At 64.8% G+C, this 26,292-nt stretch carries 27 protein-coding genes; 8 read left to right on the top strand and 19 right to left on the bottom strand.

Going from position 1 to position 26,292, the window contains the following annotated elements:
• Positions 1–9 precede the first annotated feature (9 nt).
• Together coxB and galK are read right to left on the bottom strand one after the other, a co-directional pair.
• Positions 10–1,107 (bottom strand): cytochrome c oxidase subunit II, encoded by a 1,098-nt coding sequence (coxB, locus tag P8R42_27865; protein ID MDG2308413.1) that lies wholly within the window; start codon positions 1,105–1,107, stop codon positions 10–12.
• 605 nt (positions 1,108–1,712) lie between these two features.
• Positions 1,713–2,861 carry a galactokinase gene (gene galK, locus P8R42_27860; GenBank protein ID MDG2308412.1) on the bottom strand — a complete coding sequence of 383 codons (1,149 nt, stop codon included), beginning with the start codon at positions 2,859–2,861 and terminating at the stop codon, positions 1,713–1,715.
• 38 nt (positions 2,862–2,899) lie between these two features.
• On the opposite strand from galK, the gene P8R42_27855 reads away from it, so the two are divergent.
• Complete coding sequence (locus P8R42_27855; GenBank protein ID MDG2308411.1) at positions 2,900–3,709, top strand: helical backbone metal receptor; 810 nt, start codon at positions 2,900–2,902, stop codon at positions 3,707–3,709.
• Here the strand turns inward: P8R42_27855 and P8R42_27850 are convergent.
• Genes P8R42_27850 through P8R42_27840 form a run of 3 tightly spaced genes read right to left on the bottom strand, consistent with a single transcriptional unit; the run spans position 3,678 to position 5,732 of the window.
• Complete coding sequence (locus P8R42_27850) at positions 3,678–4,136, bottom strand: putative molybdenum carrier protein (protein MDG2308410.1); 459 nt, start codon at positions 4,134–4,136, stop codon at positions 3,678–3,680. The two genes, P8R42_27855 and P8R42_27850, sit on opposite strands and share 32 nt — an antisense overlap.
• A gap of 5 nt (positions 4,137–4,141) precedes the next feature.
• The gene (locus P8R42_27845) at positions 4,142–5,308 is read right to left on the bottom strand and encodes an acetyl-CoA acetyltransferase (GenBank protein MDG2308409.1); all 1,167 of its coding nucleotides are present in this window, start codon (positions 5,306–5,308) and stop codon (positions 4,142–4,144) included.
• Between the two features lies 1 nt (position 5,309).
• Positions 5,310–5,732, bottom strand: coding sequence for a Zn-ribbon domain-containing OB-fold protein (locus tag P8R42_27840; protein ID MDG2308408.1), 423 nt, complete (start codon positions 5,730–5,732; stop codon positions 5,310–5,312).
• An 81-nt stretch (positions 5,733–5,813) separates the two neighbouring features.
• Between P8R42_27840 and apaG the strand changes: the two genes are divergently transcribed.
• Positions 5,814–6,197 (top strand): Co2+/Mg2+ efflux protein ApaG, encoded by a 384-nt coding sequence (gene apaG / locus P8R42_27835; GenBank protein ID MDG2308407.1) that lies wholly within the window; start codon positions 5,814–5,816, stop codon positions 6,195–6,197.
• 153 nt (positions 6,198–6,350) lie between these two features.
• Here the strand turns inward: apaG and P8R42_27830 are convergent, their stop codons facing one another.
• Positions 6,351–6,794, bottom strand: a complete 444-nt coding sequence (locus P8R42_27830; GenBank protein MDG2308406.1) for a PadR family transcriptional regulator — start codon at positions 6,792–6,794, stop codon at positions 6,351–6,353.
• 76 nt (positions 6,795–6,870) lie between these two features.
• On the opposite strand from P8R42_27830, the gene P8R42_27825 reads away from it, so the two are divergent.
• Positions 6,871–8,079, top strand: a complete 1,209-nt coding sequence (locus P8R42_27825; protein ID MDG2308405.1) for a metallophosphoesterase — start codon at positions 6,871–6,873, stop codon at positions 8,077–8,079.
• A 9-nt stretch (positions 8,080–8,088) separates the two neighbouring features.
• On the opposite strand, the gene P8R42_27820 is transcribed toward P8R42_27825, so the two are convergent.
• The 6 genes from P8R42_27820 to P8R42_27795 all read right to left on the bottom strand — a co-directional run bounded on the left by P8R42_27820 (position 8,089) and on the right by P8R42_27795 (position 13,369).
• The gene (locus P8R42_27820; protein ID MDG2308404.1) at positions 8,089–9,054 is read right to left on the bottom strand and encodes a hypothetical protein; all 966 of its coding nucleotides are present in this window, start codon (positions 9,052–9,054) and stop codon (positions 8,089–8,091) included.
• Positions 9,051–9,350: a YciI family protein gene (locus tag P8R42_27815; GenBank protein ID MDG2308403.1), complete on the bottom strand. Its 300-nt coding sequence runs from the start codon at positions 9,348–9,350 to the stop codon at positions 9,051–9,053. The genes P8R42_27820 and P8R42_27815 overlap by 4 nt, the downstream gene beginning before the upstream one ends.
• Before the next feature lie 5 nt (positions 9,351–9,355).
• Positions 9,356–10,363, bottom strand: coding sequence for a Gfo/Idh/MocA family oxidoreductase (locus P8R42_27810; protein ID MDG2308402.1), 1,008 nt, complete (start codon positions 10,361–10,363; stop codon positions 9,356–9,358).
• Between the two features lie 89 nt (positions 10,364–10,452).
• Entirely contained in the window at positions 10,453–12,003 is a 1,551-nt protein-coding gene (locus P8R42_27805; protein MDG2308401.1) for a hypothetical protein, read from the bottom strand.
• Positions 12,004–12,211: 208 nt separating this feature from the next.
• Complete coding sequence (locus P8R42_27800; GenBank protein ID MDG2308400.1) at positions 12,212–12,781, bottom strand: DUF427 domain-containing protein; 570 nt, start codon at positions 12,779–12,781, stop codon at positions 12,212–12,214.
• A gap of 6 nt (positions 12,782–12,787) precedes the next feature.
• Positions 12,788–13,369, bottom strand: coding sequence for an NUDIX hydrolase (locus P8R42_27795; GenBank protein MDG2308399.1), 582 nt, complete (start codon positions 13,367–13,369; stop codon positions 12,788–12,790).
• Positions 13,370–13,415: 46 nt separating this feature from the next.
• Here P8R42_27795 and P8R42_27790 point away from each other — a divergent pair, with 46 nt between their 5' ends.
• Complete coding sequence (locus tag P8R42_27790; protein MDG2308398.1) at positions 13,416–14,036, top strand: HAD family phosphatase; 621 nt, start codon at positions 13,416–13,418, stop codon at positions 14,034–14,036.
• Positions 14,037–14,054: 18 nt separating this feature from the next.
• Here the strand turns inward: P8R42_27790 and P8R42_27785 are convergent, their stop codons facing one another.
• Positions 14,055–14,735, bottom strand: a complete 681-nt coding sequence (locus P8R42_27785; GenBank protein MDG2308397.1) for an EthD family reductase — start codon at positions 14,733–14,735, stop codon at positions 14,055–14,057.
• Positions 14,736–14,806: 71 nt separating this feature from the next.
• Here P8R42_27785 and P8R42_27780 point away from each other — a divergent pair, with 71 nt between their 5' ends.
• From P8R42_27780 to P8R42_27770, 3 genes are all read left to right on the top strand, one after another.
• Positions 14,807–16,783 (top strand): ABC-F family ATP-binding cassette domain-containing protein, encoded by a 1,977-nt coding sequence (locus tag P8R42_27780; GenBank protein ID MDG2308396.1) that lies wholly within the window; start codon positions 14,807–14,809, stop codon positions 16,781–16,783.
• A gap of 423 nt (positions 16,784–17,206) precedes the next feature.
• Complete coding sequence (locus tag P8R42_27775) at positions 17,207–17,452, top strand: helix-turn-helix transcriptional regulator (GenBank protein MDG2308395.1); 246 nt, start codon at positions 17,207–17,209, stop codon at positions 17,450–17,452.
• Between the two features lie 205 nt (positions 17,453–17,657).
• Positions 17,658–19,181 carry a hypothetical protein gene (locus P8R42_27770; protein ID MDG2308394.1) on the top strand — a complete coding sequence of 508 codons (1,524 nt, stop codon included), beginning with the start codon at positions 17,658–17,660 and terminating at the stop codon, positions 19,179–19,181.
• A 160-nt stretch (positions 19,182–19,341) separates the two neighbouring features.
• On the opposite strand, the gene P8R42_27765 is transcribed toward P8R42_27770, so the two are convergent.
• A complete protein-coding gene (locus P8R42_27765) occupies positions 19,342–19,608 on the bottom strand; it encodes a helix-turn-helix domain-containing protein (protein MDG2308393.1) in 267 nt (88 codons plus the stop codon).
• A gap of 329 nt (positions 19,609–19,937) precedes the next feature.
• Between P8R42_27765 and P8R42_27760 the strand changes: the two genes are divergently transcribed.
• Positions 19,938–21,047 carry an Mrp/NBP35 family ATP-binding protein gene (locus tag P8R42_27760; protein MDG2308392.1) on the top strand — a complete coding sequence of 370 codons (1,110 nt, stop codon included), beginning with the start codon at positions 19,938–19,940 and terminating at the stop codon, positions 21,045–21,047.
• Positions 21,048–21,121: 74 nt separating this feature from the next.
• Here the strand turns inward: P8R42_27760 and P8R42_27755 are convergent, their stop codons facing one another.
• The 5 genes from P8R42_27755 to P8R42_27735 form a co-directional block, all read right to left on the bottom strand.
• Positions 21,122–22,423, bottom strand: coding sequence for a DUF1329 domain-containing protein (locus tag P8R42_27755; GenBank protein ID MDG2308391.1), 1,302 nt, complete (start codon positions 22,421–22,423; stop codon positions 21,122–21,124).
• An 82-nt stretch (positions 22,424–22,505) separates the two neighbouring features.
• On the bottom strand, positions 22,506–23,081 hold the full coding sequence (locus P8R42_27750; protein MDG2308390.1) for a hypothetical protein: 576 nt from the start codon (positions 23,079–23,081) through the stop codon (positions 22,506–22,508).
• Entirely contained in the window at positions 23,078–24,493 is a 1,416-nt protein-coding gene (locus P8R42_27745; protein ID MDG2308389.1) for a Gldg family protein, read from the bottom strand. The genes P8R42_27750 and P8R42_27745 overlap by 4 nt, the downstream gene beginning before the upstream one ends.
• Complete coding sequence (locus tag P8R42_27740; protein ID MDG2308388.1) at positions 24,475–25,218, bottom strand: ABC transporter permease; 744 nt, start codon at positions 25,216–25,218, stop codon at positions 24,475–24,477. The genes P8R42_27745 and P8R42_27740 overlap by 19 nt, the downstream gene beginning before the upstream one ends.
• Positions 25,215–26,222 carry an ABC transporter ATP-binding protein gene (locus tag P8R42_27735; protein ID MDG2308387.1) on the bottom strand — a complete coding sequence of 336 codons (1,008 nt, stop codon included), beginning with the start codon at positions 26,220–26,222 and terminating at the stop codon, positions 25,215–25,217. Before P8R42_27735 ends, P8R42_27740 begins: the two co-directional genes overlap by 4 nt.
• Between the last annotated feature and the right edge of the window lie 70 nt (positions 26,223–26,292).

The following is a 26,292-nucleotide window of genomic DNA, read 5'->3' as shown; positions in this document are numbered from 1 at the left end:
TCCGGCCTCCTACTTCAACGTCACGAGGAAGGCGACCAACTGGTCGACCTCTTCGCTCGATAGCTTCATGTCCGGCATGCGAACGCCAGGCTTGAAGAGCGCCGGATCCTGCACCCATTTGCGCAGGTTCTCCTCGTTATTGAACGCGGCCCCCGCCCCGATCGTCACGCGGCTCATGAGATGCGAAAGCGTCGGGCCGTACGTGCCGTCCGCCACGGTACCGTCGAGCGTGTGGCAATTAATGCACGCGGTTCGCTGGAAGAGTTCGCGGCCCGCCTGGACGGAAGGATCCACGACCTCCGGCGCCTGCTGGGCCTCCACCCACGACGCGAAGTCCTCTTTCGAATGGACGTAGACGCGCAACAACATGTGCGCGTGCTGGGTCCCACAGTACTCGGCGCATTGGCCGAGGTAGAGGCCGGGGCGCGCCGTGTCGATCCACAGGGTGTTCCGCCGATTGGGGACGACGTCGGTCTTGCCGGCGAGACGCGGAACCCAGAAGCTGTGCACGACGTCTTGGGATTCGAGCCACAGGAACGTCGGGCGCGGCTCGTCGGCCGTACTCACGGGGATGTGGAGCTCGTTCGCAGTGATGATCCCATACTCGGGGTACTCGAACTCCCACCACCAGCGATGACCGACGACCGTGACCTCGAGCGCGCCGGGCATCGGCTCCTTCATCTCGACTTCATTGATCGTTCGAGCCGTCGCGAGGAAGAGTACGACGACGATGATCACCGGGATGATCGTCCATGCCGCCTCGAGGTTGTTGCTCCCGTAGACTTGTGGCGGCTCTCGCTTCTCATCGCCCGCACGCGCCCGGAAGCGGATGATCACATACGTCAGCAGGCCGCCGACCACGAGAAGAATCCCCGCGCAGATCGCGATGACGAACTCGGCGAGATCGTGAATCTTCTGCGCCGGGACTGAGACAGGCTCGAAGATGCTCGAGACCTGGTTGAACTCAATCGGTGACTCTTCGGCGCCGCTGGTCGCGGGCACGAGCCACACCATGGCCGCAAGGCCGAAAACCAGGGCCGTCAGAAGCCCACGTTCTCGTCGGTGGCGACGGCTCAATTTGCGCGTGCGCGTCGTCTCACTCGTCATGGCGTCGAGTCCAGCACGCGGACAGCAGATCCGCCGCCGGAATATGCACAGCCAAATTTGTTTCGTCAACAAACACGCGTTCTGCTGAACCGGCTCCGGCCGGTCGGAGAGTCCGGTGACGAGAGCTCCGAGGGCTTCAGACGCAAAAAACCCGGGCCCCCTGGGAAGGGTCCGGGCTTCTCACAGCTGCTGCGAAGGAAGCGGAGGTCCCACCCTCGTGCTTCCCTTTGACCTGAGGGGAGAAGACCCCCCCTTCACCTCATGCCGCCACCATTCCGAAGAGGAATGCGGTCCCGAGGAGAGCCGCTCGGCCGAACCAGGAACCTGAATTCCGGTACCAGCGCCGAAGAAATTTCTTTTGCTCTCTCGCCAACCGTTTCATGAATTGCCTCCGCCCCCGGTCCCTGACGCTCAGAGGAACGCCTTGCTGACTGGGTGACCTAGGACGAAGCAAATGGCGAGCCATCTCTAATGGACAGAATTCGCTTTAACCTACGGTGGTTTTCAGGCTGCGGAGACCAGGGTCGGCAAACTATTGACGATTGCCGGCAAAATATTGCCAGTGCGACGCTGGCGTGCGAGATCATGCCCGGGCGAAGCCCAGTTCAGAGCACATAGGCTCCGGGCGCCGGCCGGGTGATCCAGCCCTCGAGGGCTCGCCCCGTCTGTTCCCTGTAATCGGACGTCAGGCCGTCGAGGAAGAGGCGGCCCTGGCCGGCTCTCACGAGATTCACGGTACAGCCGCCGAATCCACCGCCGGTCATCCGAGCACCGAGCAGGGCGGGCCGGCGATGGGCGAGATCGACCAGCGAATCGAGCTCCGGGCAGCTGACCTCATAGTCGTCGCGGAGGCTCCGGTGGGATTCGTCGAGAAGCCCGCCCGCCGTCGTGAGGTCACCCGCGAGCAGCGCTGTGACGAATCCTTGGACTCGCGCATTCTCCGTCACGACGTGACGCGCTCGCCGGCGTTCCACGCCGCCCAGCAGAGAATCGACCCGGTCCAGATCGCCCGCCGCGACGTCGCGCAGGGATCCGATCGCCGGGTTGGCCCGAGCCAGCGTCGCGACGGCCGACTCACATTGCGCTCGACGCCGGTTGTACTCCCCCGCCGCCAGGGAGTGGCGAACCCCGCTGTTCACGATGACGATCTCGGTAGAGTCCGGGATGCCGACGTACGACACCTCGCGCGAGCGGCAGTCGAGCAACAGCGCTTGGCCCTCCCGACCGAGGCACGAGATGAACATGTCCATGATCCCACACCGGGTTCCAACGAAGTCGTTCTCGGCCCGCTGACAGAGAAGCGCGACTTCGGTCGGTGCCATCCCATGATCGGCAAGAGCCAGCAGCGCCCATGCGGTCGCGACCTCGAGCGAAGCCGACGAGCTGAGGCCGGCGCCCAGGGGCACGTCGCTATCGACCAATAGCGCAGCGGGCGGCACCGTCACGGACGCGGCCTCCAACTCTCGGAGAACACCGTGAACGTAGTCGCTCCAGTGATTACGCCGAGCGGGCGCCACACCCAGCGGGATCTCCACCGACTCGTCGGGAAACGCCGTCGAGACGACCGTCAAGCCACCGCCGCTCGCCGGGCCGAAGGCGACGCGGGTCCCGAGGCCGATCGCAACCGGCAGAACCCAGCCCTCGTTGTAGTCGGTGTGCTCGCCTATGAGGTTCACTCGGCCCGGCGCCGACGACGACCGCGGATCCGCGCCGAATCGAGCGCGGAAGGCCTCCTTCAGATCGACATCTCTCACGACCACTCCCCCGGCCCCCATGGTAGGACAGAGCCCGCATGGCCGTCTTTTCGAAGGATGCCTCCGGAGTCGTCGTTTCGGTTCCCAACAGGCCGACGCGGATCGTGTCGCTCGTGCCGAGCGTCACGGAGACGTTGTTCGCGCTCGGTCTCGGGCACCGGGTCGTCGGGGTGACCGACTGGTGCATCCACCCGGCAGAGGCGCTCCGCTCCCTCCCCCGCGTGAAGGGCACCAAGAACCCGGATCTCGCGGCGATCGCTGCTCTCGAACCGGATCTGGTCATCGCAAACCTGGAAGAGAACCGTGAGGTCGACGTGCGGCGCCTGCGCGAGGGCGGGCTCCTCGTCTGGGTCGACTTCCCCTGCACCGTGCCCGAAGTGATCGAGCACGTCCGGTGGCTGGCCGGGCTCGGTGCGCCGGACGACGCCCGAGCCGCCCTGCTGCGCGCGATCGAAACCGCCGCGCGAGAAGTCGATGGGCGCCACGGCGACGCCAGGCGATGTTTCCTTCCGGTCTGGAAGGACCCCTGGATGACGATCTCCGCCTCCACCTACGCGCATGATCTCCTCTCCCGTCTCGGCCTCCAAAACGTATTCGCAGACGAACCCGGACGCTACCCCCGCGTGACGATCGAACAAATCCGTGAGCGCGACCCTGAGATCATACTCCTGCCCGACGAGCCCTACGCCTTTACCGAAGCCGATGCCGGGGCCCTCCGAACCGAACTCGCGACGGCAGCCGCCGCTCGCAACGGACGCATCCACCTCGTGGACGGAACCCTGGCGTTCTGGCACGGCCCGCGAACCGCTCGTGCGCTCACCGAGGGCCTGGTCCCGAAGGGTCGCTGAGGAGAGTCCGAAGAAACGCAGCGGTGCGCTCGTAGATGCCGGATGACCTGCTCTCGCGTGGACCGGCGACGTTCAAAACCCCGACCTTCTGTGCGACGAGCCACGCAAGCGTCGGCGCCGCATCTTCCCCCTCATCCAGATCCACGACGAGGAGCGGCTTGGCCGCCTGCTTCGCCGCGCGCGCCGTCAGAGCGGTTCCGCCGGTGAGAGGGCCGGCGACCAAGATCAGAGTCGCGTCCGAGTCCCGCACGTTCCAGCGCGTACGTTCCGAATAGCGCGACGACGGTGTCTCTTGCAGGGGGTAGTCGGCCCCCAGGGTTCCGTCCTCGGCCAGCCGACCCCGCGGACACCAACCCCCGCGCTCCAACCCGAGCTCCGCTGCGACATCGAGCGCCGCGCGGTCGACGCCCGTCTGTCCGCCCGACACGACTCTCACCGTTCCGTCGACAGAATCGCGGTCGCCGCGGCCGAGAGGATCCCGCCGGTACCATGGCAGATCGCCGTCTTCGCGCCAGCGACCTGGCGCGCGCCACACTCCCCACGGAGCTGCTTCACCGCCTCGACCAGAAGGTACATCCCGTACATCCCCGAGTGCGTGTAGGAGAGGCCGCCGCCATTGGTGTTCATCGGGAAGTCCCCTCCCGGCGCCGTGCGCTGGCCCTCCACGAACCCACCTCCCTCCCCGAGCCCGCAGAAGCCCAGCGCCTCGAGTGCGAGAATCGGCACGATCGTGAACGCGTCGTAGAACATGGCGAAATCGATGTCGGCGGGCCCGGCGCCCGACATCTCCCACGCGCTCTTCCCCGACTGAACGGCCGCATCCCACACATGGAAGCGCGGCATCTGGCTGATCAGGTTGTGGTGCGTCGCTTCCCCCGTCCCGAGGACGTAGACCGGCGCGTGCTTGCTATCCTTCGCCCGCTCGGCGGAGGTGACGACGAGGGCGCCACCGCCGTCCGTGACCAAGCAGCAATCGAGTAGATTGAAGGGCGACGCGATCATCCTCGACGACTTCACGTCCTCGATGGTGATGGGATCGCGCATCGCCGCCCGCGGGTTCAGGCTCGCCCACTTACGTGTCGCTACGGCGACCTCCGCGAGTTGGTCCTTGGTCGTACCGTACTCGTGCATGTGCCTCGTTGCCGCGAGCGTGTAGCGAGTCGCCGGACCGCCGACCCCGAACGGAGACTCGAACTGCCCGCCCGGTGAATCGCTTCCAATCACTCGTGGCGGCATGCCGACACGCGAGCGCCCGCTCTCCCCGTGGGTAATCAGCACCACCTCCGCGAGCCCGGCATTCACGATCGCGATCGCGTGCTGGAGATGAGCGATGAACGAACAGCCTCCCATGTGGGTGTTGTCGAGGTAGCGCGGTCGGATCCCCAGGTACTCGGGGATCTCACCCGCCATCGGTCGCCCCGTGGACAGGACCGCGTCGACGTCCGAGGCGCGAAGGCCCGCGTCGGCAAGAGCGTTCCTCGCTCCTTCCGCGTGCAGCATCAGGGCCGACTTGTTCGGCTGCTTGCCGACTTCGTCCGACTCGGACGCACCTACGATCGCGACGGTGCCCCGACCCGCCTGGAACTTAGACGTCGCCACGCTATTCGCCTCCCGCAAGTCGGAAGTGCGGCAACGTGCACTCGTCGGTGACGTCGGCGAACTCGATCTCGACCGGCAGGTCACACGAAAGCTTCGCCGGGTCCGGATCGACGCCGACGAGGTTCGTCAGCATCCGCGGCCCCTCCTCGAGCTCGACCACCGCAATGATGTACGGCGTCGGCAGCGGAGGCTTCGGGCCGGCCGCGTACACGATCGTGAACGTGTGAAGGCGCCCGCGTCCGCTCGCCCGAAACCAGGCCACATTGCCGGACAGGCAGTGCGGACAGACGCTGCGCGGGTAGAAGTACGCCTCGTTACAATCGCCGCAGCGCTGGATGTGCAATTCGTGCCCCCGGAGCGCCTTCCAGTAAAGCTGCGTGTCGGGTGTCGGCTTGGGGAGGGGCGCCTCGTATCGGTCGGCCATGAGGGGATCGGTACCGCCTCCTCGTGGCAGCGCGCAAGCATCCCGATTGGCTGCCCGGGGCCCGATTGCTATGAGAAACCCATGCCGAGCGCCGTCACCGAAGGAATCCGCGTGACAGTTGAAGTGCGCTACCTCGAAGAGCACTCCGCGCCCAACGAGAACCGATTCACGTTCGGGTACCGGGTGAGCATCGCCAACGAGGGTGACGCGCGCGTCCAACTCAAGCGGCGGCATTGGATCATCACCGACGGGAACGGAAAAGTGCAGGACGTCGAGGGCCCGGGCGTCGTCGGGAAGGAGCCCGTCCTCGATCCCGGCCAGGAGCATCAGTACCAGAGCGGTGCCGTCCTCACGACTCCCGTCGGCACGATGGAAGGTACCTACGAGATGCACGATACCGGCGGGCGCGTCTTTCAGGCCCAGATCCCACGGTTTGCGCTACAGCAACCCGGCGCCCTGCACTAGCGCTATCCCCCCCAGCGTCCGATGATGCCCCCATGAAGTCGGGCCGAGCCCTCAGGACCTCGCCTGCACGTGAGTGCAGCCGGTCCCAGGGCAGACGACCCCAGGGTACGGCACGTGTCCGCTGTCTTGCGCGAGCTACCTGTTCTCCCTCAGTCAGTCCGCGCCTGCGAGACGACGTAGAACCTCCAGGACAGGTGTCCCAGGGGTGTGCCGCTCCAGCGCTTCGAGCATTCGACGCTCCCGGCGTTCCCAGGTCCGCACGATCGACGACACCGCGTGATCGTCCGACGCTACGGCGAGCAGACGAAGTAGGAGATCCCGTGGACCGGCGAGGGGCGGCGGTTCGCGATGGGCCCAGGCCACCAACTCGCATCGACCGGCGACGCTGATCGAATAGACCTTGCGGGTCCGCCGGCCTCGGCGCTCCGTCGCGCGGAGGACCAGTCCGTCCACCTCGAGACGAGCAAGGACGTCGTAGACACGTCCGGAACCGATGTCGAGCAGGTCCCCGGCGTGCTCCTCGAACCGCGCGCGCACTCCGTACCCGTGGCACGGACGCTCGGCGAGCAACCCAAGAACCGCGTACTTGATCGACATCCCGAATCCGACGCCCGGGCATAGGACACGGCCGCCGAGAAGTCGCCGGTGCGATCCGAATCCTTGTCACGGCAGCATGGCTCCCCTACACCCGAACGGACGGATGTTGCGCAAAGCACTCGCCATCACCGCGTTCGCGGCGGTCATCCTGACGGTCTACGTCGGCGGCAGCCGCTACCTCGCCGGAAGGCTGATCTTCGAGCCGGCGCTCGGGGAGCCGTGGACCTCAGTTCTATTCGGGTTCTTCGTCGTCCTGGCCATCACGCCGGGCTTGCAGGCGCTGACTGAGCGCGTCGCACCGCCGCAACTCAGCCGCCTCGTCGCCTGGCCCGCGAACCTATTCCTCGGTTTCGCGTTCTATCTTCTGATCGGGCTCTTCGCGGTCGACCTCTCGCTTCTCCTCGCCGGTGCCGCCTTCGGCGTCGATCCGAGCGGGCTCATCGTCGTGCGGTCTCGCGCGCTTGCGGTCGTCTCGTTTGCGACGATCGCGTCGATCGCCGGGATGTTCTCCGCCCTCACACCACCGAAGACCAGCCGCTGGGACATCCAGCTCGAACGATGGCCCACCGCGCTCGACGGGTTTCGGATCGTTCAGATCAGCGACATCCACATCGGCTCGATGCTCGACGTGAAGTTCGCTCGAGCGATCGTCGACCGCGTGAATGAGCTGCGGCCAGACCTCATCGCCGTCACCGGCGACCTCGTCGACGGCCCGGTGAAGCATCTCCGGGAGCACGTCGCGCCCTTCGCCGATCTCCGCGCGGAGCATGGTGTCTACTTCGTCACGGGCAACCACGACTACTACTCAGGCGCCGACCCATGGCTCGAGCACGTCGGGGAACTCGGGATGCGAGCCCTGCGAAACGAACGCGTGACGATCTCGCGAGACGGCGCTCACTTCGAGCTTGCCGGGGTCGATGACCACCGCGGCGATCTCTTCGGCCCCGGCCACGGAGAAGACGTTCCCACCGCTCTTGCCGGGCGGGACCCCGCCGAAGCCGTCGTGCTGCTCGCGCACGACCCCTCGACCTTCAAGGCCGCCATCAAAGCCGACGTCGACCTACAGCTCTCGGGCCATACCCACGGCGGCCAGATATGGCCCTTCAACGCGCTCGTTCGCGCGGCCATCGGATTCGTCGCCGGTTACTATCGCCGCGGGTCCTCGCAGCTCCTCGTGAGTCGCGGGACCGGCTACTGGGGCCCACCCATGCGCCTGCGCGCACCCGCGGAAATCCTCGAGATCACCCTACGCGCGGGTGCCGGCGAACCGGTCGAGGCAGCCTGAGGCGGCCGCTCAGCCCCACTCCGCAATGGGCAGCACGGGCTGGCCCGACGCATCGAGTTGGTGGAGGTAGTCCGCGATACCCATTCCGGAGCGGTCGCCCCACTGGAACCGCGCGACGCTCGAACAAACCACTGCGTGCACCGTTCCCCGAACACTCGGTAGCGGCGCGAGTTGAAGGATCTCTCCCGACACCGAACCCTCCGCCCCGGCGTCGTCGACGAACGTGAGCTTCACGCTCTTCTGCCAGAACGAGTCGGGCTCCGTCTCGGTCTCGACGCGCACCTCGGTCAGAGCCCGCAGGACGCCGCCCTCGAGAATCCATCCGGAGTGAACGTCCGCCTCCTCTTCCACCCGCCGGTCGACGACCAACGCGCTGCCGTCGTCGAACCGAACCCAGAAGCGGCGCCGCATTCGCGGGATCGTGTTGCCCAACGCGCCCCAGGTCTTTTCCCGCACGCCGGGCACGTCGACTCGATACTCGTCCCCCGAGACCCACACCTCACCCGTGAACCGCCCGGCCTGCCCGAACTTGCCCGGCGCCGCATCCGAAGCCGCCGCCGGTGCCTCGGCGCGGAACGTGAGATCGATCGAGAGACGCTCGAGTCGAGACTTGTGCCACGCGTCGTGGCTCGCCGCGTCTCGCGAAGAACGCAGAGAGTGCGCCGGGCCATCGTACGACAGCTTCCACTCTTCGAGCGGCCGGACCATCTCGTACCGAACGCCTTCGACCTCGAGATCGGCGGTGTTTTCGCTCTGCGAGCGAACATGGCGCGCGGCGAGCAGGCCGCCGTCCGCGACGTAAACGTCGAGACCGACATCCATGATGCCCTCGTTGGGCCGGACACCGATCCGGGAAAGTAAGGCCAGCCGATCCTTCGGATCCACGAAATGAAACGAGTAGGACTCGCCCCACCCCAGTTCATCCGATGCGGCGTGCGGGCCTTCCTCGCTCGATTCGACCGGGCGAAGACTCATCCGTGGGTCTCCGAAAGCACGAGGGTGAACGCCTGCAAGTCGTAGGATTCGAAGACCCCGTCGACGACGTACGGGTCGCGCTCCGCGATGGCCCGCGCCGCGTCGAAGCTCTCGGCCTCGAAGACGATGAGGCTCCCACACGGCATCGTGCCATCGGCCTCGAGCAACGGGCCCGCGAGCTTGATGCGGCCGTCACGATCGAGCGCCTTCAGGTGCTCCAGGTGTCGAGGCCGCACGGCACCGCGCTTCGCGATGGCGTCCTCTCCGTTCTTTCCGACCATGGCGAACAGCGGCATGTTAATCAGTCCTCTCTCGTGGGGACCCGCACCTGAGCCCCGGTCTCCGCGGATCGATAGCACGCGTCGGCGATAGCTACCGCCGCCGCGCCATCGCCGGCCGTGACCGACGAGGGCCGGTCGCCGGTCGCCACACGGCTGAATTCCTCGAGAACCGCGCGCACCGTGGGCACCTCTGCCGGCTCGACCGTGCGAACCGCGCCCCGCCCCTCGAAAAGGGTCGCCGTACCGTGAACGTGGTCGGCCAGAATCTGGCCTGCCTCGGCCACAATCCGGATCTGGCCGGCGCGACTCGTGGTCGCCCTCGAGCCCGCCGCGGCACCAAGGCACGGACCTTCGGGAGCCTGCATGCGGAACGTCGCGGAGAAGTTGTCCTCTGTTTCGGTCGTGACGACCCGGTCGACGAAGCAGGAGGCGTCGACGACCTCCCCGCCCAGAAGATGCCGCAGCAGATCGAACATGTGCACGCCGGTATGAAGCACGTTGCCGCCACCCGACCTCGTCGGGTCATCCAACCAGCCGAGGCGACTGGGCTCGAAGCTCTGGGTGAGGAGGATCTGACTGATCCGCCCGAGATCGGCGAGCCACTCGCGAACGGTCGCGACGACTGGCGAGAACCGCAGCGTCTGCGCAACCAAACACGGGATCCCGGAGGACTCGACGCGAGCCGCGAGACGAAACGCCGACGCAGCGTCGATCGCGAAGGGCTTCTCGATCAGCAGGGGACGCCCCGTGCTCGCACAGGCCTCGACGATGTCGTCGTTGAGCGTCGGCGGCACGACGGAGATCACGCCGCGCACTTCGGGATCCCGCACGAGATCCGTGGCGTCAGCGTGAAAACGCACACCTAGATCCTGCGCTTGAGCCGTCCCCATCGCGTCATCCCGGCGAGAAACCGCGACGACGCGCAGCGCGGGAACATCCCGCCGGATGTGATCGAGGTACCGGACACCGTGCTTGCCGAGCCCGATCAAGCCCACCGGAAGGGGCGCGTTTCGTTGCGAAGAGGCCATAAGCAAAAGCGCCGCCTCTCGAGGAGAGGCGGCGCTTTCAGAGTAGCAGAGGCCGAAGCCGGGACGACCCCGAGGCCCGGAACGCTGGTCTAAAGGCAGTCGGGGTAGGCGTGGTCGCACCTGTTCCGATCGACCAGCCAGATCTCCTGATTGCCGACATTTTTCGAACTCTCGAAGGCAACGTGGCGTCCGTTACCGCTTATGCCGATCCGTTCGCTGCCCGGAAAGCCGCCATCGAACTGGATCGTGGTGGCCTGGCTCCTCGGGTGCTGCACGACGTTTAAATCCGCGAGCTCCTCATCTTCCACGACCTGCATCTTGGCGGTGAGCCCGGCACGCGGCTTCGTGCTTCCGCGCTTCATGATGAAGAGCTTTTCGTTGTGGCTCGCGTTGAGACCGAAGTAGCTGCGGTTCGTGTCCCAGGCGATGTAGCTACCCGTCGGTGCAATGCGCGGCACGCGATTCCACCCGGCATCGGAGATCGTGACCTGCGAGATTTCGCCCTTCTTCGTCTCGAAGTAGAAGACCTCGTCGTTCCCGTTGCAGCGGCCACAACCGGCCGCGTTGAGCTGCTCCTCACACTCGGACTGGAAGACGACATACTTGCCCTTCTTGCTCACCTCGGGGCGCTCGTTCGACGTCTTGTCGTTGCATCCGGCCTGATTGATTGTGTCTGTCACCTGGGTCAGAATCCGCTCTCCGATTTCGTAGAGCATGATCTCACCGTTCGAATCGTTCGCGCACCCACCGGTGCTCCCGACACACGTCACGCCGCCGCCGAGGACGCCCGCGAAGCTCCGAGTCGACTTGAATACGATGTGGCTCGCATCGATGCTGATGCGGGGATACTCGTGTGCGTCGTTGCCGTCGCCGCTTGTATCCGTCACCTGCGTGAAGGTCCCGGCCTCGCGGTCGTAGAACATCACCTCGGAGTTGTGGTCGGGGTTGCTGCAGGCCGTGGTGCCATCCGGCCGCTTGCAATTGCCGGCCTCCGCATAGTCGCGAGTCGAGTCGAACGCGATGAACCGACCTTTATCGCTGATGGTCGCCGTTCGGTTCGCCTTGTCGCCACCCCCCATCGTATGGGTCACCTGCATGATCGTGTCGGTGTCGAGTTCCACCAAGAAGATTTCGCTGTTGCCATCATTGTTGGAACCCAGGTGATCCTGATCCGACGTCCACGCAACCCACTGCGCCTTCGAATCCATATCCGGATGCGAGTTCGCGTCGAACCCACCCGTCGCCGAGGACGTCAGCTGACGAATCGAGTTCGCGGGCTGGTCACCTTTCTTCTTCAGACGCCAGAGGTAGAGATTGCCCGCGTTTTCATCGACCGGCAGGCAATTGGTGCACGACGGACTGGGCGCGGCGCCGGAGGCGAACCCGTTCCCGGCACCGTCGTAATCGAAGGCTCCCGTCGCGGGCGGCGCAACACCCGCAAGGTGATCGGAGTTCGAAACGAACACGGCGACCTGTCCCTTCTTGTCGAGCGCCACCATCTCGTTGCTGCCGTTCTTCGTGTTCGTGACGAGCTTGGCCGTGGCGATTTTAACGTAGCCCAGTGCCGATCCGGTGACGATCAAGCTCAGAACCCCGACCCCGGTGAACAGAAGTGGGAACGGGCGTAGGATTGAGGACATGAGAACCTCCAAGGCGAGCGGAGCGCAGCGAGCCCCGTCGAGTCGACAAGTTGGATTTAAAGACCGTAGCGAACAGGCAGAAGAGAGCCGCGATCCAAGACCGCAAGGCTCGTCCACGGTCGACGCTACTTGCGTCTCACAATGCGAGTCAACGTATTTTTTTGGCATGACGCAGGCGAGATGTACAACCCCATAGTGCCTGATCTAACTACCAACGTTCGCTTCCCGGCTCTCCCTTGAACGGACCGACGACGTCGTCGGTCACCCATCCGCCGTAGTACTCTCCTGGTTGCGGTCGAACGCGTTCTTCTCCGAGCCAACACCCGTCGACACGACCCGGAAAGAACGCAATCCAATCCTGCAGAGCAGCGTACTCTGGGAACGGCTCCGGGTAGCTCCACGCGATCGCCCGGGCGACACGAACGCCGACCTTCGCTTCCCAGTAGACGGCGAGTCCCTTCCACTCGCAGAGCGTCCGCTCGGGCATCTTCCGCACGGAAGAAAACCGAACGTCCGACGGCGGCAGGTAGACCGTCGGCGGGCTCGAGGTCTCCAGAACCCGAACCGCCTGCACGCTCTGTGCGAGAACGACCCCTGCGAGTTCCACACGGACCGGCCGCGACTCTCGTTCGATCCGCGGCGGCCGAGAATACCCCCAGACCGACTCCTGTCCGTGGCCCGGCACGTCGATCTTAGACGGGCGTACGCGAATCTCTGCGCGAAACCGGTCTCGCTCGCGTCGGACGCGAGCCGCGTCCCAGTCCGTCCGGCCCGGCATCGTCCTTCAGCCCGGCGGCGGAGCCGACCCCTCGCCGAGAAGTGCCGGCACCTTTCTTGCCATGCGAAGAAGGCTCTCCTCATCGAACCACTGCGCGATTTCCGAGACCGGTATCCAGCGGAGATCATTCGATTCCTCCGTCAGGACGAGCGGCTGGCCGACCTCGGCGATCAAGAGGTAGCGAATGTCCAGATGCAGGTGCGCCGGCTCCGCGCGACGCTCTGGAATTCGATGAACATCGACATCCAGAGGAAGGGGAACGTCTGCGCCCGAGGCCTCGCGAAACCGCTGCATGCCGGACTCTTCGCGCGCCTCGCGCAGCGCCACCTGGAACGGATCCGTCTGCCCGTCGGAATGCCCGCCGAGTTGCAGCCAACGCTGCAGCTTCGCGTGATGCGTGAAGAGAGCGTTCTGGTGATCCTCCGAGACCACCCACGCGGAGGCCGTGATGTGGCCTTCGAGGCAGGTTCGCTCGAAGCAGTCGTCGTGAACGCGAACGAACTGACGGATGTGATCCACCATGATCAGTTCATTCGGATGACGATCGAGGTAACGCTCGAGGAGTCCGAGGATGGCCTTCCGATGCACGGGCGGCACCTTGGCATGCGGTCTTGCCCTAGGCTACCGCTGAACCATGAGCTACCGCGCCGTCATCTTCGACCTGGGTGGAGTCGTGTTGGGGTCACCTCTTCACGTCATTCGCGACTACGAGAAAGAGAAGGGGATCCCTTCGGGCTTCATCAACGGCATCGTGGTCTCGACGGGAGCCACCGGAGCGTGGTCGCGCCTCGAACGCGGCGAGCTCGAACTCGAAGAATTCTACCCAGCGTTCGACGCCGACTGCGCCGAGGCCGGTTCCGTGTTCTCCGCGCGCGAGATGATGGAACGGATCGCCCTCGTCACCGGACCGCGACCCGAGATGCTCGAAGCGATCGGCCGTATCCGCAAGCAAGGCATCGCCACCGCAGCTCTCACGAACAACTGGAAAAGTGACCAGGCGCAGGCAAACCTCCTCGTCGATTTCTTCGACGTCTACGTCGAGTCCGCCGTCGAGGGCGTCCGGAAACCGGACCCGCGGATCTACCAGATCGTGTGCGAGCGGCTCTCCGTCGAGCCAGGCCATGCGATCTTCCTGGACGACATCGGCCGGAACCTTAAGACCGCCCGCGAGCTCGGGATGTCGACCATCAAGGTGGACCACCCAGAGCCGGCACTCGCCGAGCTCCAGCAGCTCCTCGGATTCGACCTGCGCTGAAGCCTCAGGGAGTCCGACCTACTTCTGCGGGTGCTCCACCCCGACCCACGCCTGCATGGACCCGATGAACTTGTCATTATCCGCGGCGATCACCTTCGCGCGCTCGGGTTTTCCGGTGAACTCCGCGATCATCGCAGCCTCGCTCGGGAAGCCCAGCTCCGCGAAACCATCGAACTCCTCGCCCCCATCGGAGAGCTTCGAGTCGACGACGTTGGTCACGTAGTGCGGTATGCCCGCCGCATCTTCGAGAGCCAGGGGGACGTGTCGATGGAGCCAATGGTCGACGAACTCGTCGTGCGAGACGCCCGGCTTCCGCTTCAGACCCGAAATCATCTTCACACCCGGTGTCGTTCGGCCGACTTCCCAGTCCTCGGGCTTCTTGTGGACGTGCGCCGTACATTCGTATGCGTCCGCGGCGCCCATGAAGCCCACCACGTCTCCGTGAATGATCTTCTCGCCTTCCGCGGAGTCGTAGAGCCGCTCGCGGTAGTCCTCGAGCGTGTCGAAGCTGAGCTCTGCGACCGAGTCGATATCGGGCGATCCGGGGATCAGCGCCCGATCGACGATGTTGACGACATAGTGGCGCATCGTGGGATGGTGGAGCAGCGCGAGCGGGACGTGCCCGACGAGTACCTTACTTGCGTAGTCGTCGTGGCCGATGTCCGGTCGGCGACGGCAGAGGAACATCAGTTTGCGCATACCGGACCTTCCGTCGCGGCCATGCATCGGTCAACCCGCCGATGCTATCCTCCGTTCCTGCGGCCCAGCCGATGATAAGTCTCGAGAACGTCACCAAGGGCTTCGGCGCCCGCACCCTCATCCAGGACGCGACGCTCACGCTGGGTCCCGGGGATCGGATCGGCATCGTCGGTCCGAACGGCGCCGGAAAGTCTACGCTCCTGGCCCTGCTGCTCGGACATGAGCTGCCCGACGACGGTGCCATCCGACGATCCAAGGGGCTCACGCTCGGCCACCTTCCGCAGGAGATCCTGACCGCGCCCGAGGAAACGGTCCTGGAGACGGCAACCCGCCCCTCCGGCAGGCTCGCCGGGATCCTGGAGGACCTGGAGCGGCTTCCAAGCGCGATTGAAGCAGCCACCACCGATACCGAGCGGGAAACGCTGAGCACCCACCTTGCCGAGGCCCACGCCGTGTTCGCGGAAGTCGGAGGCCACGACCGGGAAGCGCGGGCCCGACGCATCCTCGCTGGTCTGGGGTTTCGCACGGGTGAACCGGAACGACGGCTGGGAACGTTTTCCGGTGGCTACGTGATGCGTGCCGAGCTGGCGCGACTCCTCCTGGACTTGCCCGACGTCCTTCTGCTCGACGAGCCGACGAACCATCTCGACCTCGAGTCTGTGCTGTGGCTCCAGGGATTCCTCGCTCAGACACGCTCGATCCTCATCATCATCTCGCACGATCGCGCGTTTCTCGACGCGACGATCCAGTCGATTCTCGAAGTCGACCGGATGCAGCTCACGCGGTACGTCGGCTCGTACGGCGACTACGTTCGGGAACGCGCCGCCCGCCGCGCCCAACTCGAGGCGTCGGCCAAAGCACAGGACCGCCGCATCAAACAGACGGAACGCTTCATCGAGCGCTTCCGCGCCAAGAGCACGAAGGCAACCCAGGTCCAGAGTCGGATCAAGGCCCTCGAGAAGGAAGACCGCATCGAGATCGCCTCGGAGAGCGCACGCGTTCACCTGCGCTTCCCGCAACCGGAACGCACGTCGGACATCGCGCTCGAACTCGAGAAGGTCCGCTTCGGTTACGGCACCGAGACCATCTACGACGGCATCGATTTCCGGCTCGAACGCGGAGAGAAGACGGTCCTCGTCGGTCCGAACGGTGCCGGAAAGTCGACGCTATTGAAGCTCCTGGGTGGTGTGCTCGAGCCGAGCAAAGGAGAACGAAAACTCGGCCTCCGAGCCACGATCGGCTACTACGCGCAGCATCGGCACGACCTGCTGGACCTCGGGCAGACGGTCCTAGAGAACGCGCGCTCCGCCGCCCCGGACCAGACCGAGACCTTCATCCGCACCCTTCTCGGCTCCTTCCTTTTCAGCGGCGACGACGTCTTCAAGAACGCCTCCGTTCTGAGTGGCGGCGAGAAGAGCCGTCTCGCCCTCGCACGGATTCTGCTGGCACCGCCGAGCGTCCTCTTGATGGACGAGCCGACCACCCACCTGGACATCCCTTCGGTAGACGCCCTAATCGACGCGCTCCGCGAGTACGAGGGCTCCCTCTGCTTCGTTAGCCACGACGTCCACTTCATCCGCCGCCTGGCGAGGAGAGTCGTCCGGATCGAGCCGGGAACCGTCAACGAATACCCCGGCGATTGGGACTACTATACGTGGAAGCACGCCCAGGAGGCCGAACTCCTGGCCGCCGGCACCAGCGCGGGGGGCGGACCCGCAGACGAGGGTGCCGACGGAGAGCGGTCCGGCCGCGGCAAACGAGCAGAGCGGCGCGCGGCGGCAGAGGCCCGAAACGACCTGGCCCGTCGTACACAGCCCCTGCGCCGAGAGCTGACCTCATTGGAAACCGGGATCGAGGCCCTGGAGACCGAAAAGGGCGAACTCGAGAGTCGCCTCGCCGACCCGGAAACGTATGAGGATTCGGATTTCGACGTCGGCGGAGCGCAGCGTCGCCACGCCGAGGTCGACCGAGACCTGACGGCGAAAATGGACCGCTGGGTGGAGGTTCAGGACGCGCTGGAGGCCGCCGAAGCGTCGGCGGAAACGTAGCCCGGACGCCATGGCGTTCCACAGGTGTGGAGAAGGGGGGCTTGAATCCCCCATCAGGCCATGGGTACAACATCTTGCAAGGCAAGTTGGGTCGAGAAAGGGAACGCAACCGAATGATCATTATGACTGCAAATCACAGCTGGCGCGGAAACGACGCCGGGCGTGTACGCGCAGTCTCGGTGCGTTCCGCCGCTCATGTCGTAGTCGTCTCGTCGCTCTGTGCGCAGGCCAAGCGCACGCCGGTCGCTACGATTTGCGACTTCAGGCCCAGCAGCCCCCCAAGAGGTGATCAGTAACCGAACTGAACGATTCCTCGAAGGAAAGGCCGCTGGGTGAAAACCCAGCGGCCTTTTTTTTGGCCGATCGAGGAACAACCAAGCCTCGACCCGGAAACGGGCGGAGCGGGAAGGAGAGCAAGGAGCCATGGACAACACGATCAGCATTGATCCGAGAGTCCTTTCGGACCGCATTCGATTCGTCGTGCGGGACGAGCCCAAGGCATTCGCATACGACCTGGGGCTCAGCCTGTCGGCCGTTTACAACTACATGAACGGTCGAATCCCAACGACGGACGTGCTGTTCCGCATTGCGAAGTACACGGGATACCCCATGGAGTGGTTCCTGGGGGAAGAATCCCTGGATGCGCAGCACACGTCTGTCGCAGCCTGAACCAAGATCCTGTAGCCTGGGTCCCCGCGGTCGAGCACGGCCACGATCGCGGGGGCCCCGAAAGGTCCGGCCCGGCGTGCGGACAAATACCCGCTTTCCGGGATAGTACTCGGAAGGTTAGTCTGACGGGCAGACGCGCCGGCCCCCCTGCTTCTTCCAGACCCCCCTCCTGCGCGCGTCTTCGAACCCGTAAGGAGGTCCTTGCTTGTTGCCGCACATTTACACTTCGCACCATGTCCACCCGATTCGCTCGAGCCTTGTGGTCCTGACTCTTCTGACCACGTTCGCCTGTGGTGGCGGCGGTGGAAATGACGGCGGAAGCACCTCGAACAACCCGGCCCCGGCGCCCTCGCCCATTCCCGTAGACCCGCCGGAAGTAGACCCGCGCCAGCCCAGCAACGCCCGCATCGCCCTGCAGAACGGTGACGCGGCAACCAACGGCTTCGTGATCGGCAACATCGAAGATGCCGCGCTCGCCGCCGACGGCAGCCTGGCGCTCATCGCCGCAGCGAACCAGGGCGACGCACGCGCGGTCCTCCGCATGGCCGCGAACGGCACCTTGCGAACGATCTTCGACGAGAGCAACGCACCGGCCGAAGTCGACCTCTCCACGCTTTCCCGGCTTAGGATGGCTTCGACCGGCGAGCTCGCTTTTCAGAGCGGGAACGGACTGGACACCGACCAGCTTCACCGAGCTCTCGATGACGAGGTCGAGACCATCGCCGGGATCGCGAACGATCCCGAGACCATCACCGGCGCCGGCGGCCCCGAGTTCCGGATCCTCGGAAACTTCCGGATCGTACGGAACGGCCGGGTCGCGTTCGTGGGCGGAGGCGGGGACTGCGAGGTCGACTCCACGGGCGATACACCCCGCGACCTCTGCACCGTTGCCCTCTTCCTGGCAAACGAGTCGGAGGTCGTTCAGATCGAGCACGAGGACTTCGAGCTGGACCGGCGCCAGGCCAACGACGCCCAGATCGGGATGAACGAGGACGGTGAGCTCTTCTTCTCGGTACCGGGCCGGCGCAGGTCGCCCGTCGTCGTTCAGTTCGACGGCGAGGACACCCTGCCCACCCTGCGCAAAAACGGAGAGCTTCCCGAAGGAGTGGTGGCGCGAATCGACATCGTCGACCTCGACACCGAGGGACGGCTCCTGGTCGAACTCGGTTTCGCCGGCCAGAACCCCGACGATCCGGTTCGAGATCATATCGGCCTTCTCGATGGCGATCAGTTCACGGACATCGCCGCCGAAGGGAGCATCGAGGCCGACCGTGTCGTGGCGTCCCTCCGCGGAACCGGGCTCGGCGGGGGGCGCGCACTCTTCCAGGCAACCCTGCGGAACGAAGCCACGGGCGAGGAAACCGCCTGCCTGAGGCTGGGCGACTCGCGTTCGACTCAGAATATCGTCTGCGAAGGCGACCTGTTCCCCGGCGAGGAACTGGAAGTGTTCTCCACCGGGGGCACGCGGATAAATGAGGCAGGCGACGTTCTCTTCGTCACGACCCTTGGGACGCGCATCGAGGGAACGACCCGGGTCGAGGAAACCCGCGCCTCGGTGCGGCGCGCGAACGGCGAGTTCGTCACGATAGTCTCGAGCCTCGATACCGAGGCTCTCGGAACGATCACCAACCTCACGTCCGTGGGCTTCAACAACGCCGGCCAGGCTCTCCTCATCGCCGAGCGAGACCGCTCGAACGATCGCGTCCTCTTTCTAGGCGACAGCCGCTAGCGCATAACGGTTAACGGCGTCGACGCGCGGCCACTCCGCCCGACTGCGCTGATCCGAGCGCAACCATCGTGTTGCAGCCGGCAATCCGCATGGCCGGTCCGGATGAATCCATCCGGACCAGCCATTAGCGAATCGAAGCTACGTTGGGAATGCGCTCCTGCTACTCGCCGTTGCCGAAGCTACGTTGGCCAGCCATCTCATCGATGGTCTGACTCTCCGAAGGTGCGCTTGGCTTGCGGGCCGCCAACGCCCCGATGGCGCGACGAGCCAGCTTGCTCGGCTTGGCGTGACCGTTCTCCCAACGGTTGACCGTTGAAAAGGTCACGGCGACTGCGTGAGCGAACTCTTCCTGGGTGAGACCCAGGCGCTTTCTAAGCTCGCGGATTTCCCCGCCCGTGAGTTCTTCCAACATGCCTTGGTCCTCCATGTATGCAGCTTCCATCATCGATTCACTCCTTGGTATCTGCGACTAGGACGGCTCCCTGCCGCCCCATGTTCCGTGCCCTGGTATTCGCTTCAGAGTGGCGGGTACTACCGCCACCCCCGAACCAGATTCTGAAAGGCCATCCGTGACCTCGTTGTCGATGTGGCTCTCTGCAACGTAGATGCCATCGCAAAAACCCTGCATTCACGGCAAATCGGTCTCCCGCGGACCGTCACGAAATGAACTATAGCGTTATCAATGCGGCGCACTTTGCCGGGTTAGCGGCCCGATGGGGGTTGCTGCAGGGGGGGGGTCGGCTACCGTTAAGAGCCATGGCGCTGTCGTCGGAAGAGGTTCTCGAGGCCCTGAAAGGGGTGAGATACCCTGGTTTTTCCAGGGATATCGTCTCATTCGGCATCATTCGCGACATCCAGGTCGACGAGGGGGGCATCCGCATCGTCGTGGCGCCCCCGGCCGGTGATCCCGACCTGGTCGGCAAAATACGCCCCGACATCGAAGCGACCGTCGCAAATTTGCCGGGTGCCGGCGCCCTGGAGATCGTGAGCGAACTCGCCCCCCAGGCAGCTCAGCCGCAGGGAGGGACGCCCCAGCAGCCCGCCGAGAGCCACGCCGGTCATTCCCACGGCGACCAGAACCCCGTCACATCCGGCCCGCGGGGCCCGCAGCCCATCCCCGGCGTGAAGAACATCATCGCCGTCGCCAGTGGGAAGGGCGGCGTTGGGAAATCGACCGTGGCGGCCAATCTGGCTCTCGCCCTGCGAAAATACGGACAGGTGGGCCTCCTGGATGCGGATGTCTACGGCCCCAGCGCCCCCCTCCTGATGGGAACCGAGACTGCCCAGCCCGTCGTCACCGAGGAGCGCCGGATCACCCCCGTGGAGGCCCACGGCCTGCGGATGATCTCGATGGGCTTCTTCATCGAGAAGGATAAGCCCGTCATCTGGCGCGGACCGATGGTGACCAAGCTCGTTGCCGAGTTCATCAAGAACGTCGAATGGGGCGAGCTCGACTATCTCGTTCTCGACTTGCCGCCGGGGACCGGCGACGTCCAGCTGACACTCGCGCAGCAGCTCGCGATGAACGGCGGTGTGATCGTCACGACTCCGCAGGAAGTCGCCCTCGCCGACGTCCGCCGCGGCGTGAAGATGTTCAACCAGGTTAACGTACCCGTCATCGGGCTGGTCGAGAACATGAGCGGACACACCTGCACGGCGTGCGGACATGAAACCGACGTCTTCGGCCGCGACGGCGGCGAGAAGCTGGCGAGCGAACTGGCGATCCCCTTCCTCGGGCGCATCGGCCTCGTCGCCGGAGTCGGCGCGCAGGGAGACGCTGGCGTGCCGATCGTCGAAGCTCAGCCGGACAGCCCGGTCACGCAGCAGTTCCGTCAGATCGCCTCTGAAATCTCGCGCGCGGCCTGAACGAGATCCGGAAACGAAAAAGGGCGCGCGAGCCGGATGGCCCACGCGCCCTTTTTGCATTCCTGCGGTGAGTCCTAGTCGCTCAAGCGCGACAGGGCTCGCAGCGAGAACTGCGACGGATCCATGTTGCGGTCAATGAACTGCGAGGCGTAGCGCCCGCCCAGAGCCGCGCGATCGGTCTTGTCGTTCACGCCCATCACCATGTTCGGTGTGGTGGTGCCGAATTCGCCGTCGTCGCTCTTCGAGAAGTGGTACGAGCACATGGCGGTGTAGAAATACTCACCCGCACGGTTGTGCACGTTCTTCCAGTAGATGCGGCTCATGTCCTTGTCGATGTACATGATGACCTTACCGAAGTTGTAGTACGGGTCGGTCGACTCACCCTCGATCTTCCAGACCGGGCGCTCGACGAGCACGAGGTTCTCGGTGATCTGCCAGGGCGCGCCCTCGTTGCCAGGCGTCTCGTAGCCGCCGCGCAGGTACGGAATGGGCACATCCATCTTGCCCTCTTCCTTCGTCTTGATCTGCTTCAGCGCGTAGGGGCCGATCACCGGGGCGAAGATCTTCTGTTCGCCGACGATCTTCCACTTATAGTACTCGACTTTGCCCGCGTAGCAGTTCAGGTCATCGGAGAAGATGTCCAGGCCGGCGATGGGGTCGGAACGCGTTGCCGCGTTCACGCGACGCGCGCGACGCATCTGCGGGAGGTACGCCCAGATGTTGTCCTGCGCATCCCACTCGTTGAGCTGCTGCGAGAGGATGTTCACGCCCTCGGCGTCCGCCGGCTCCATCGCGTGCGACATCGTCGTGACGCGAAGCTTCTCCGGGTTTTCTTCGTCCTTCACCGTACGGCCCATGTACGAGTTCGCGTGCAGCCACATCTTGATGCGGCGGAACTCACCGTTGCGGTCGATGCCATTCAGCGTAAATGTCGCGCCGACACCCTCACCCATCTGGTTGGCCAGGTAGAAGTTCCACGCAACCTTACAGGCCGCTGTGGGATCCTTCGGGTCGATGCGCGGGAACGGCTTGCCCCAGATGTGATCGGGGGTCTCGCCGGTCTCCTTGTTGCTGATTGCACACGTCTCGGCGTCGAGCTCGTACTTGCCTTCGTTGGCCTCGGACGCGGCCCAGTAGTTCGCGGTGTAGTTTTCCTTGAACTTCTGGTCGTCGAGAGGAACGACGGTGAAGGTGTAATCACCCGCTTTGACCCGCTTGAGTACCGGGTCCGGCAGGAGATTCTCGGCCTTCTGCCAGTTGTCCTTCGAGAGCTTCCATGCGCCCTCAGGCAATGGTTGTCCTTCAGCGAGGGCGAGAGCAGGGGAGGCGAGGACCGCGGCTGCGGTCAGCGCTACGAACCAACGACTATCGAGCATGTGCAGATACCTCCATCTGAGATTGTACGAGTCGTGCTGCGCGCGGTCCGCCGTCAAGAGGGAGACCGCTGTGGTCGGGGTTTCATGGTGCCTGGGCACTCGCCAGGGCGGCGAGTTGGTCGATTTCCAGCAGGAGCACCGCTCCGACCAGAACCACGTGCTCCCCTGGCAATACCTCAATGTAGATCCCCGTCAATGGGGGATTACGGTCTCCGAGTAGGATCTGGATCTCTCGCCCGTCCTCCGGGTGGAGGACCACTCGCTCACGGGGATGGTCGAGCCCGAAGTCGGCCGGGGAGAGCTCCGAAACAGGACCGATATCGATGATTTCCACGAGATCTGTGATCTCGGCCATGAACTCGGCGACCCGCTCGTTGCCGATGTCCGAGCGCTCTCCCTGGTCGAGCATTTCCCAGGTGCCGCCTGCATTCTCGAGGCGAAAATCCTTTCGCCCCCGGACGACGTCGATCGCTTGGATCGGCCCGATTCCCGCCGGAAGGAACGGTTCCCCTTCTACTTTCGGCGGGGGTGGATTTACCCGCGGCAGCACGTCCACCACGACCACGATCCCGAGCAGAGTCGCGAGCGCGACAAGCCCCAGGAAGAACCCACGGCGGGCCCCGAACGGGGTGTCGTGAATCTCCTGCACGGCGGTCACCCGGCCGTCCTGAGCCGCCGGCGCCATCCGACGAAGCCGCCGAGGAGAAGAACGGCTCCCGGCAGCAGGATCACCGAGCACCAGAAGAGGGTTCGTCCCTGGGCGGCGGTGAGATAGATCCGGGAGAAGGTGCCTCCAGGGGTCTCGTTGTCACGCACGGCGATGAGCGCTTCGGCCCGCGCAGCCAGGTGCGAGAAGTTGAGGAAGAGATCCTTGTTGCCGAGGGAGCCGGAGTACAGGTTCGTCGCGAAGCTCACGTCGCCCACGACGATCACCGAGCCGTTCGCGTCCGCGCGCCCCGGCGCCACCGGGGCATCCGAGGCTGCAGCGACATGGGCGATGGCCGCGACCGGGACGGGGCCGACTCGATCGATCCCTTCCCGGAACTTCGGCTGCTCGTTCTCTACGCTGATACGCTCGGCATCCGCCCAGGTGTCGGCGCCCGTGAACGCGAGCGGTGCGTTGCTGATCCCCTCCACCTTCGGCGCCGCGACCGTGACGGACTGCGCCAGCGGCAGTACCGCGGGCGGTGCACCGGTGTAGGGCAGGATCTGCTCGTTGAAGAACGCGACCTGCGGCGCAAAGCTATCGGCGAAGAAGAGCCGATTGCGCTCATCGACGATCAGGTCGTTCCCGGGGAAGACCCCGTACTCTTCTACCAGCGCCTGAATCCGCTTGGGCGCACCCGCCTCGAGCAGGATCAGCGCGCCCCCGCCCCGTTCGATGTACGAACGAACCACGGTGATCTCGGTTTCCGTGAAATCGGTCTTCGGACCGGCGATGACGAGTAGGGCAACGCCTTGGGGGATCCCCCCGCGCAGGTCGCTACTGCGCTCGATCCGGTAGTTGTCGGCCTCGAGCGCCTTCGCAACGAGCGAGAGCCCGACGCGCTCGTCCGGATTGCCGGGATCGCGCTCGCCGTGGCCCGTCGAGAACAACGCCGTCCTCTCGAGCCCCTCGATGATCTTGATGAGGTGGGTCGTCAGCGACGGTTCCGCGAGATCGCGAACCACGAGCTTGCGATCGGCATCTTCGACGACGCCGGAGTTGTAGCTCACGATCCCGTAGCGATTCGCGAGAAGCGGGCTCCGGTCGAGATCGTACATCTTGAAACTGAAGTGCGAGTTGAGCTGCTCGAACTTTTGGAGCAGGTCCTTCAAGTAGCGAACCCGACCCTGATCCTGGCTGTTGTAGAACGCGGTAACCATCACGTCGCGATCCAGGCGCTTCGCGGTCCGCTGCGCCTGGTCGGAGAGGGTGTGCTCCTTCGTCGGCGTGAGATCGAAGGTCACGTTGTGCGCGTACCCCACCGCGATGAGGAACAGGCCGATCAAGCCGAGCAGACCGAGTTCGACCGCCAGCGCGGCGAGATGCCACCGTGCGCCCTTCGGGATCAAGCGACCCCCCGCCATGAACGGCTCTGGAGCGAACGGAGGCCAGCGTACAAGAAGAAGAAGATGAAGAAGAGGAAGTAGATGATGTCGACCGTCTGAATCTTGCCGGTCGCGAAGCTGTAATAGTGATCGAACAGGGAGAGCAGCGTGAGTACGCGGATGAGTTCCTCGTTCCCGACGGCTTCGTTCCAGGTCATGAACCAGAAGAAAACCAGGATCCCGTAGGTCACCATCGCGGAAACGACCTGGTTCTCACTCAACGTCGATGCCGCGAGACCACACGCAATGAAAGCCGTGCCCAGCAACACCAGGCCCAGCAGGCCTGCCGCGGGCGGGCCCAACTCGAACGGATGGAATGCGTAGAACACCCCGAACGGAATCAGTGCGAGCATCACCAGGACCCCGAAGAAGCCCCAGGCGGCGAGGAACTTGCCGAGGATGATCTGGTAGTCGCGAACGGGAAGCGTCCAGAGAAGCTCGATCGTGCCGAGCTTCCGCTCCTCGGCGAACAACCTCATCGTGACGAGCGGCATCACGAGAAGCGTGACGAGCCGGTAATCGATGAAGACGTACCGCCAGAGACCGGTTGCGAGGTACTGCGCGCCGAACGTCACGAAGAAGGCGACATCGCTGTAGAAGAAGTATCCGGTGAGGCCGAGATAGACGGCCAAGAGGATGTACGCCGTCGGCGAGCCGAAGTACGCGAAGAACTCGCGCTTGGCGATGGTGAGAATCGCGTTCATGCGACGTCGGCCTCGCTGTCCCCGACGAGCTTCAAGAAGATCTCCTCGAGCGTCATCACGACCGGCGTGAGCTCGAGAAGCCCAGCTCCGCTGTCCACGATCTTCGAAGCGATCTCGCGGCGTCTGTCGAAGCCGTGGTCCAATCGCACGACGACGCGCGTCCCCGAAGCGCCGCCCTCTTCGTCGCCCTTCGCCGCTTCCACGACGACTTCGGACACGTGCTCGAGGCTGCGCAGGGCGGTCATCATGCCATCGGTCGCTTCGACGACACGCGCGGCCAACTCCCTGTAGGGGCGGAGCCGTCGCTCGAGTCGGCTCGGCTCATCCACCGCGAGGATGCGTCCACGCGCGAGGATGATCACGCGCGAGCAGATCATTTCGACCTCGGGCAGGATGTGCGTCGACAACACGACGGTGCGCTTATCGTCCCCCAGCCCGCGGATGAGCGTCCGAATGTCGCTCACCTGCTCCGGGTCGAGCCCGGAGGTCGGCTCATCGAGGATGAGGACCGAGGGATCGCCGAGGATCGCCTGCGCGATTCCGACCCTCTGGCGGTACCCCTTCGAGAGGTTCCCGATCAGACGGTGGGAAACGTGCTCGGTCCCCGTGTTGCCCATTGCCCACGTGACCGCCTTCCCGGTTTCCCGGGCCGGAATCTGCTTCATGTCGGCGACGAAACGCAGGTAATCCAAGACGGCCATGTCCTGGTAGAGCGACGTGCGCTCCGGCAGGTAGCCCAGCGAGCGCCGGGCTTGGATGGCCTCGTTCACAACATCGTGACCGGCGATCGACGCACGCCCCGCGGTGGGCGGGAAAACGCCCGTCACCATCCGCAGTGTCGTGCTCTTGCCCGCACCGTTGGGGCCGAGAAAACCGATCACCTCGCCTCGAGCGACCTCGAACGACACGTCGCGGACCGCAACCGTGCCGCCGAAGCTCTTGTGCAGATGCTCGGCGCAGATTTCAGCGGACCCAGTGCCGGCTTCTGTAGCTCTGGAACTCACGGTCGAGCCAAGCCTCCTGCCTTAAGCGGTTCTTCGCAAACCATTCGGGTCGAAAGGTCGGATCGGCCCA

The sequence above is a fragment of the Candidatus Binatia bacterium genome (genome assembly GCA_029243485.1).
In the GTDB taxonomy this organism is placed as follows: domain Bacteria; phylum Desulfobacterota; class Binatia; order UBA12015; family UBA12015; genus VGTG01.
This window is presented reverse-complemented; position numbering and strand designations above follow the sequence as displayed.

What these genes read in the sequence shown, in the direction of transcription:
- coxB (MDG2308413.1), bottom strand. Translation starts at nt 1,107, where the DNA reads ATGACGAGTGAGACGACGCGCACGCGCAAATTGAGCCGTCGCCACCGA.
- P8R42_27855 (MDG2308411.1), top strand. Translation starts at nt 2,900, where the DNA reads ATGGCCGTCTTTTCGAAGGATGCCTCCGGAGTCGTCGTTTCGGTTCCC.
- P8R42_27840 (MDG2308408.1), bottom strand. Translation starts at nt 5,732, where the DNA reads ATGGCCGACCGATACGAGGCGCCCCTCCCCAAGCCGACACCCGACACG.
- apaG (MDG2308407.1), top strand. Translation starts at nt 5,814, where the DNA reads ATGCCGAGCGCCGTCACCGAAGGAATCCGCGTGACAGTTGAAGTGCGC.
- P8R42_27830 (MDG2308406.1), bottom strand. Translation starts at nt 6,794, where the DNA reads ATGTCGATCAAGTACGCGGTTCTTGGGTTGCTCGCCGAGCGTCCGTGC.
- P8R42_27825 (MDG2308405.1), top strand. Translation starts at nt 6,871, where the DNA reads ATGGCTCCCCTACACCCGAACGGACGGATGTTGCGCAAAGCACTCGCC.
- P8R42_27820 (MDG2308404.1), bottom strand. Translation starts at nt 9,054, where the DNA reads ATGAGTCTTCGCCCGGTCGAATCGAGCGAGGAAGGCCCGCACGCCGCA.
- P8R42_27815 (MDG2308403.1), bottom strand. Translation starts at nt 9,350, where the DNA reads ATGCCGCTGTTCGCCATGGTCGGAAAGAACGGAGAGGACGCCATCGCG.
- P8R42_27810 (MDG2308402.1), bottom strand. Translation starts at nt 10,363, where the DNA reads ATGGCCTCTTCGCAACGAAACGCGCCCCTTCCGGTGGGCTTGATCGGG.
- P8R42_27805 (MDG2308401.1), bottom strand. Translation starts at nt 12,003, where the DNA reads ATGTCCTCAATCCTACGCCCGTTCCCACTTCTGTTCACCGGGGTCGGG.
- P8R42_27800 (MDG2308400.1), bottom strand. Translation starts at nt 12,781, where the DNA reads ATGCCGGGCCGGACGGACTGGGACGCGGCTCGCGTCCGACGCGAGCGA.
- P8R42_27790 (MDG2308398.1), top strand. Translation starts at nt 13,416, where the DNA reads ATGAGCTACCGCGCCGTCATCTTCGACCTGGGTGGAGTCGTGTTGGGG.
- P8R42_27785 (MDG2308397.1), bottom strand. Translation starts at nt 14,735, where the DNA reads ATGCGCAAACTGATGTTCCTCTGCCGTCGCCGACCGGACATCGGCCAC.
- P8R42_27780 (MDG2308396.1), top strand. Translation starts at nt 14,807, where the DNA reads ATGATAAGTCTCGAGAACGTCACCAAGGGCTTCGGCGCCCGCACCCTC.
- P8R42_27775 (MDG2308395.1), top strand. Translation starts at nt 17,207, where the DNA reads ATGGACAACACGATCAGCATTGATCCGAGAGTCCTTTCGGACCGCATT.
- P8R42_27765 (MDG2308393.1), bottom strand. Translation starts at nt 19,608, where the DNA reads ATGGAGGACCAAGGCATGTTGGAAGAACTCACGGGCGGGGAAATCCGC.
- P8R42_27760 (MDG2308392.1), top strand. Translation starts at nt 19,938, where the DNA reads ATGGCGCTGTCGTCGGAAGAGGTTCTCGAGGCCCTGAAAGGGGTGAGA.
- P8R42_27755 (MDG2308391.1), bottom strand. Translation starts at nt 22,423, where the DNA reads ATGCTCGATAGTCGTTGGTTCGTAGCGCTGACCGCAGCCGCGGTCCTC.
- P8R42_27745 (MDG2308389.1), bottom strand. Translation starts at nt 24,493, where the DNA reads ATGGCGGGGGGTCGCTTGATCCCGAAGGGCGCACGGTGGCATCTCGCC.
- P8R42_27740 (MDG2308388.1), bottom strand. Translation starts at nt 25,218, where the DNA reads ATGAACGCGATTCTCACCATCGCCAAGCGCGAGTTCTTCGCGTACTTC.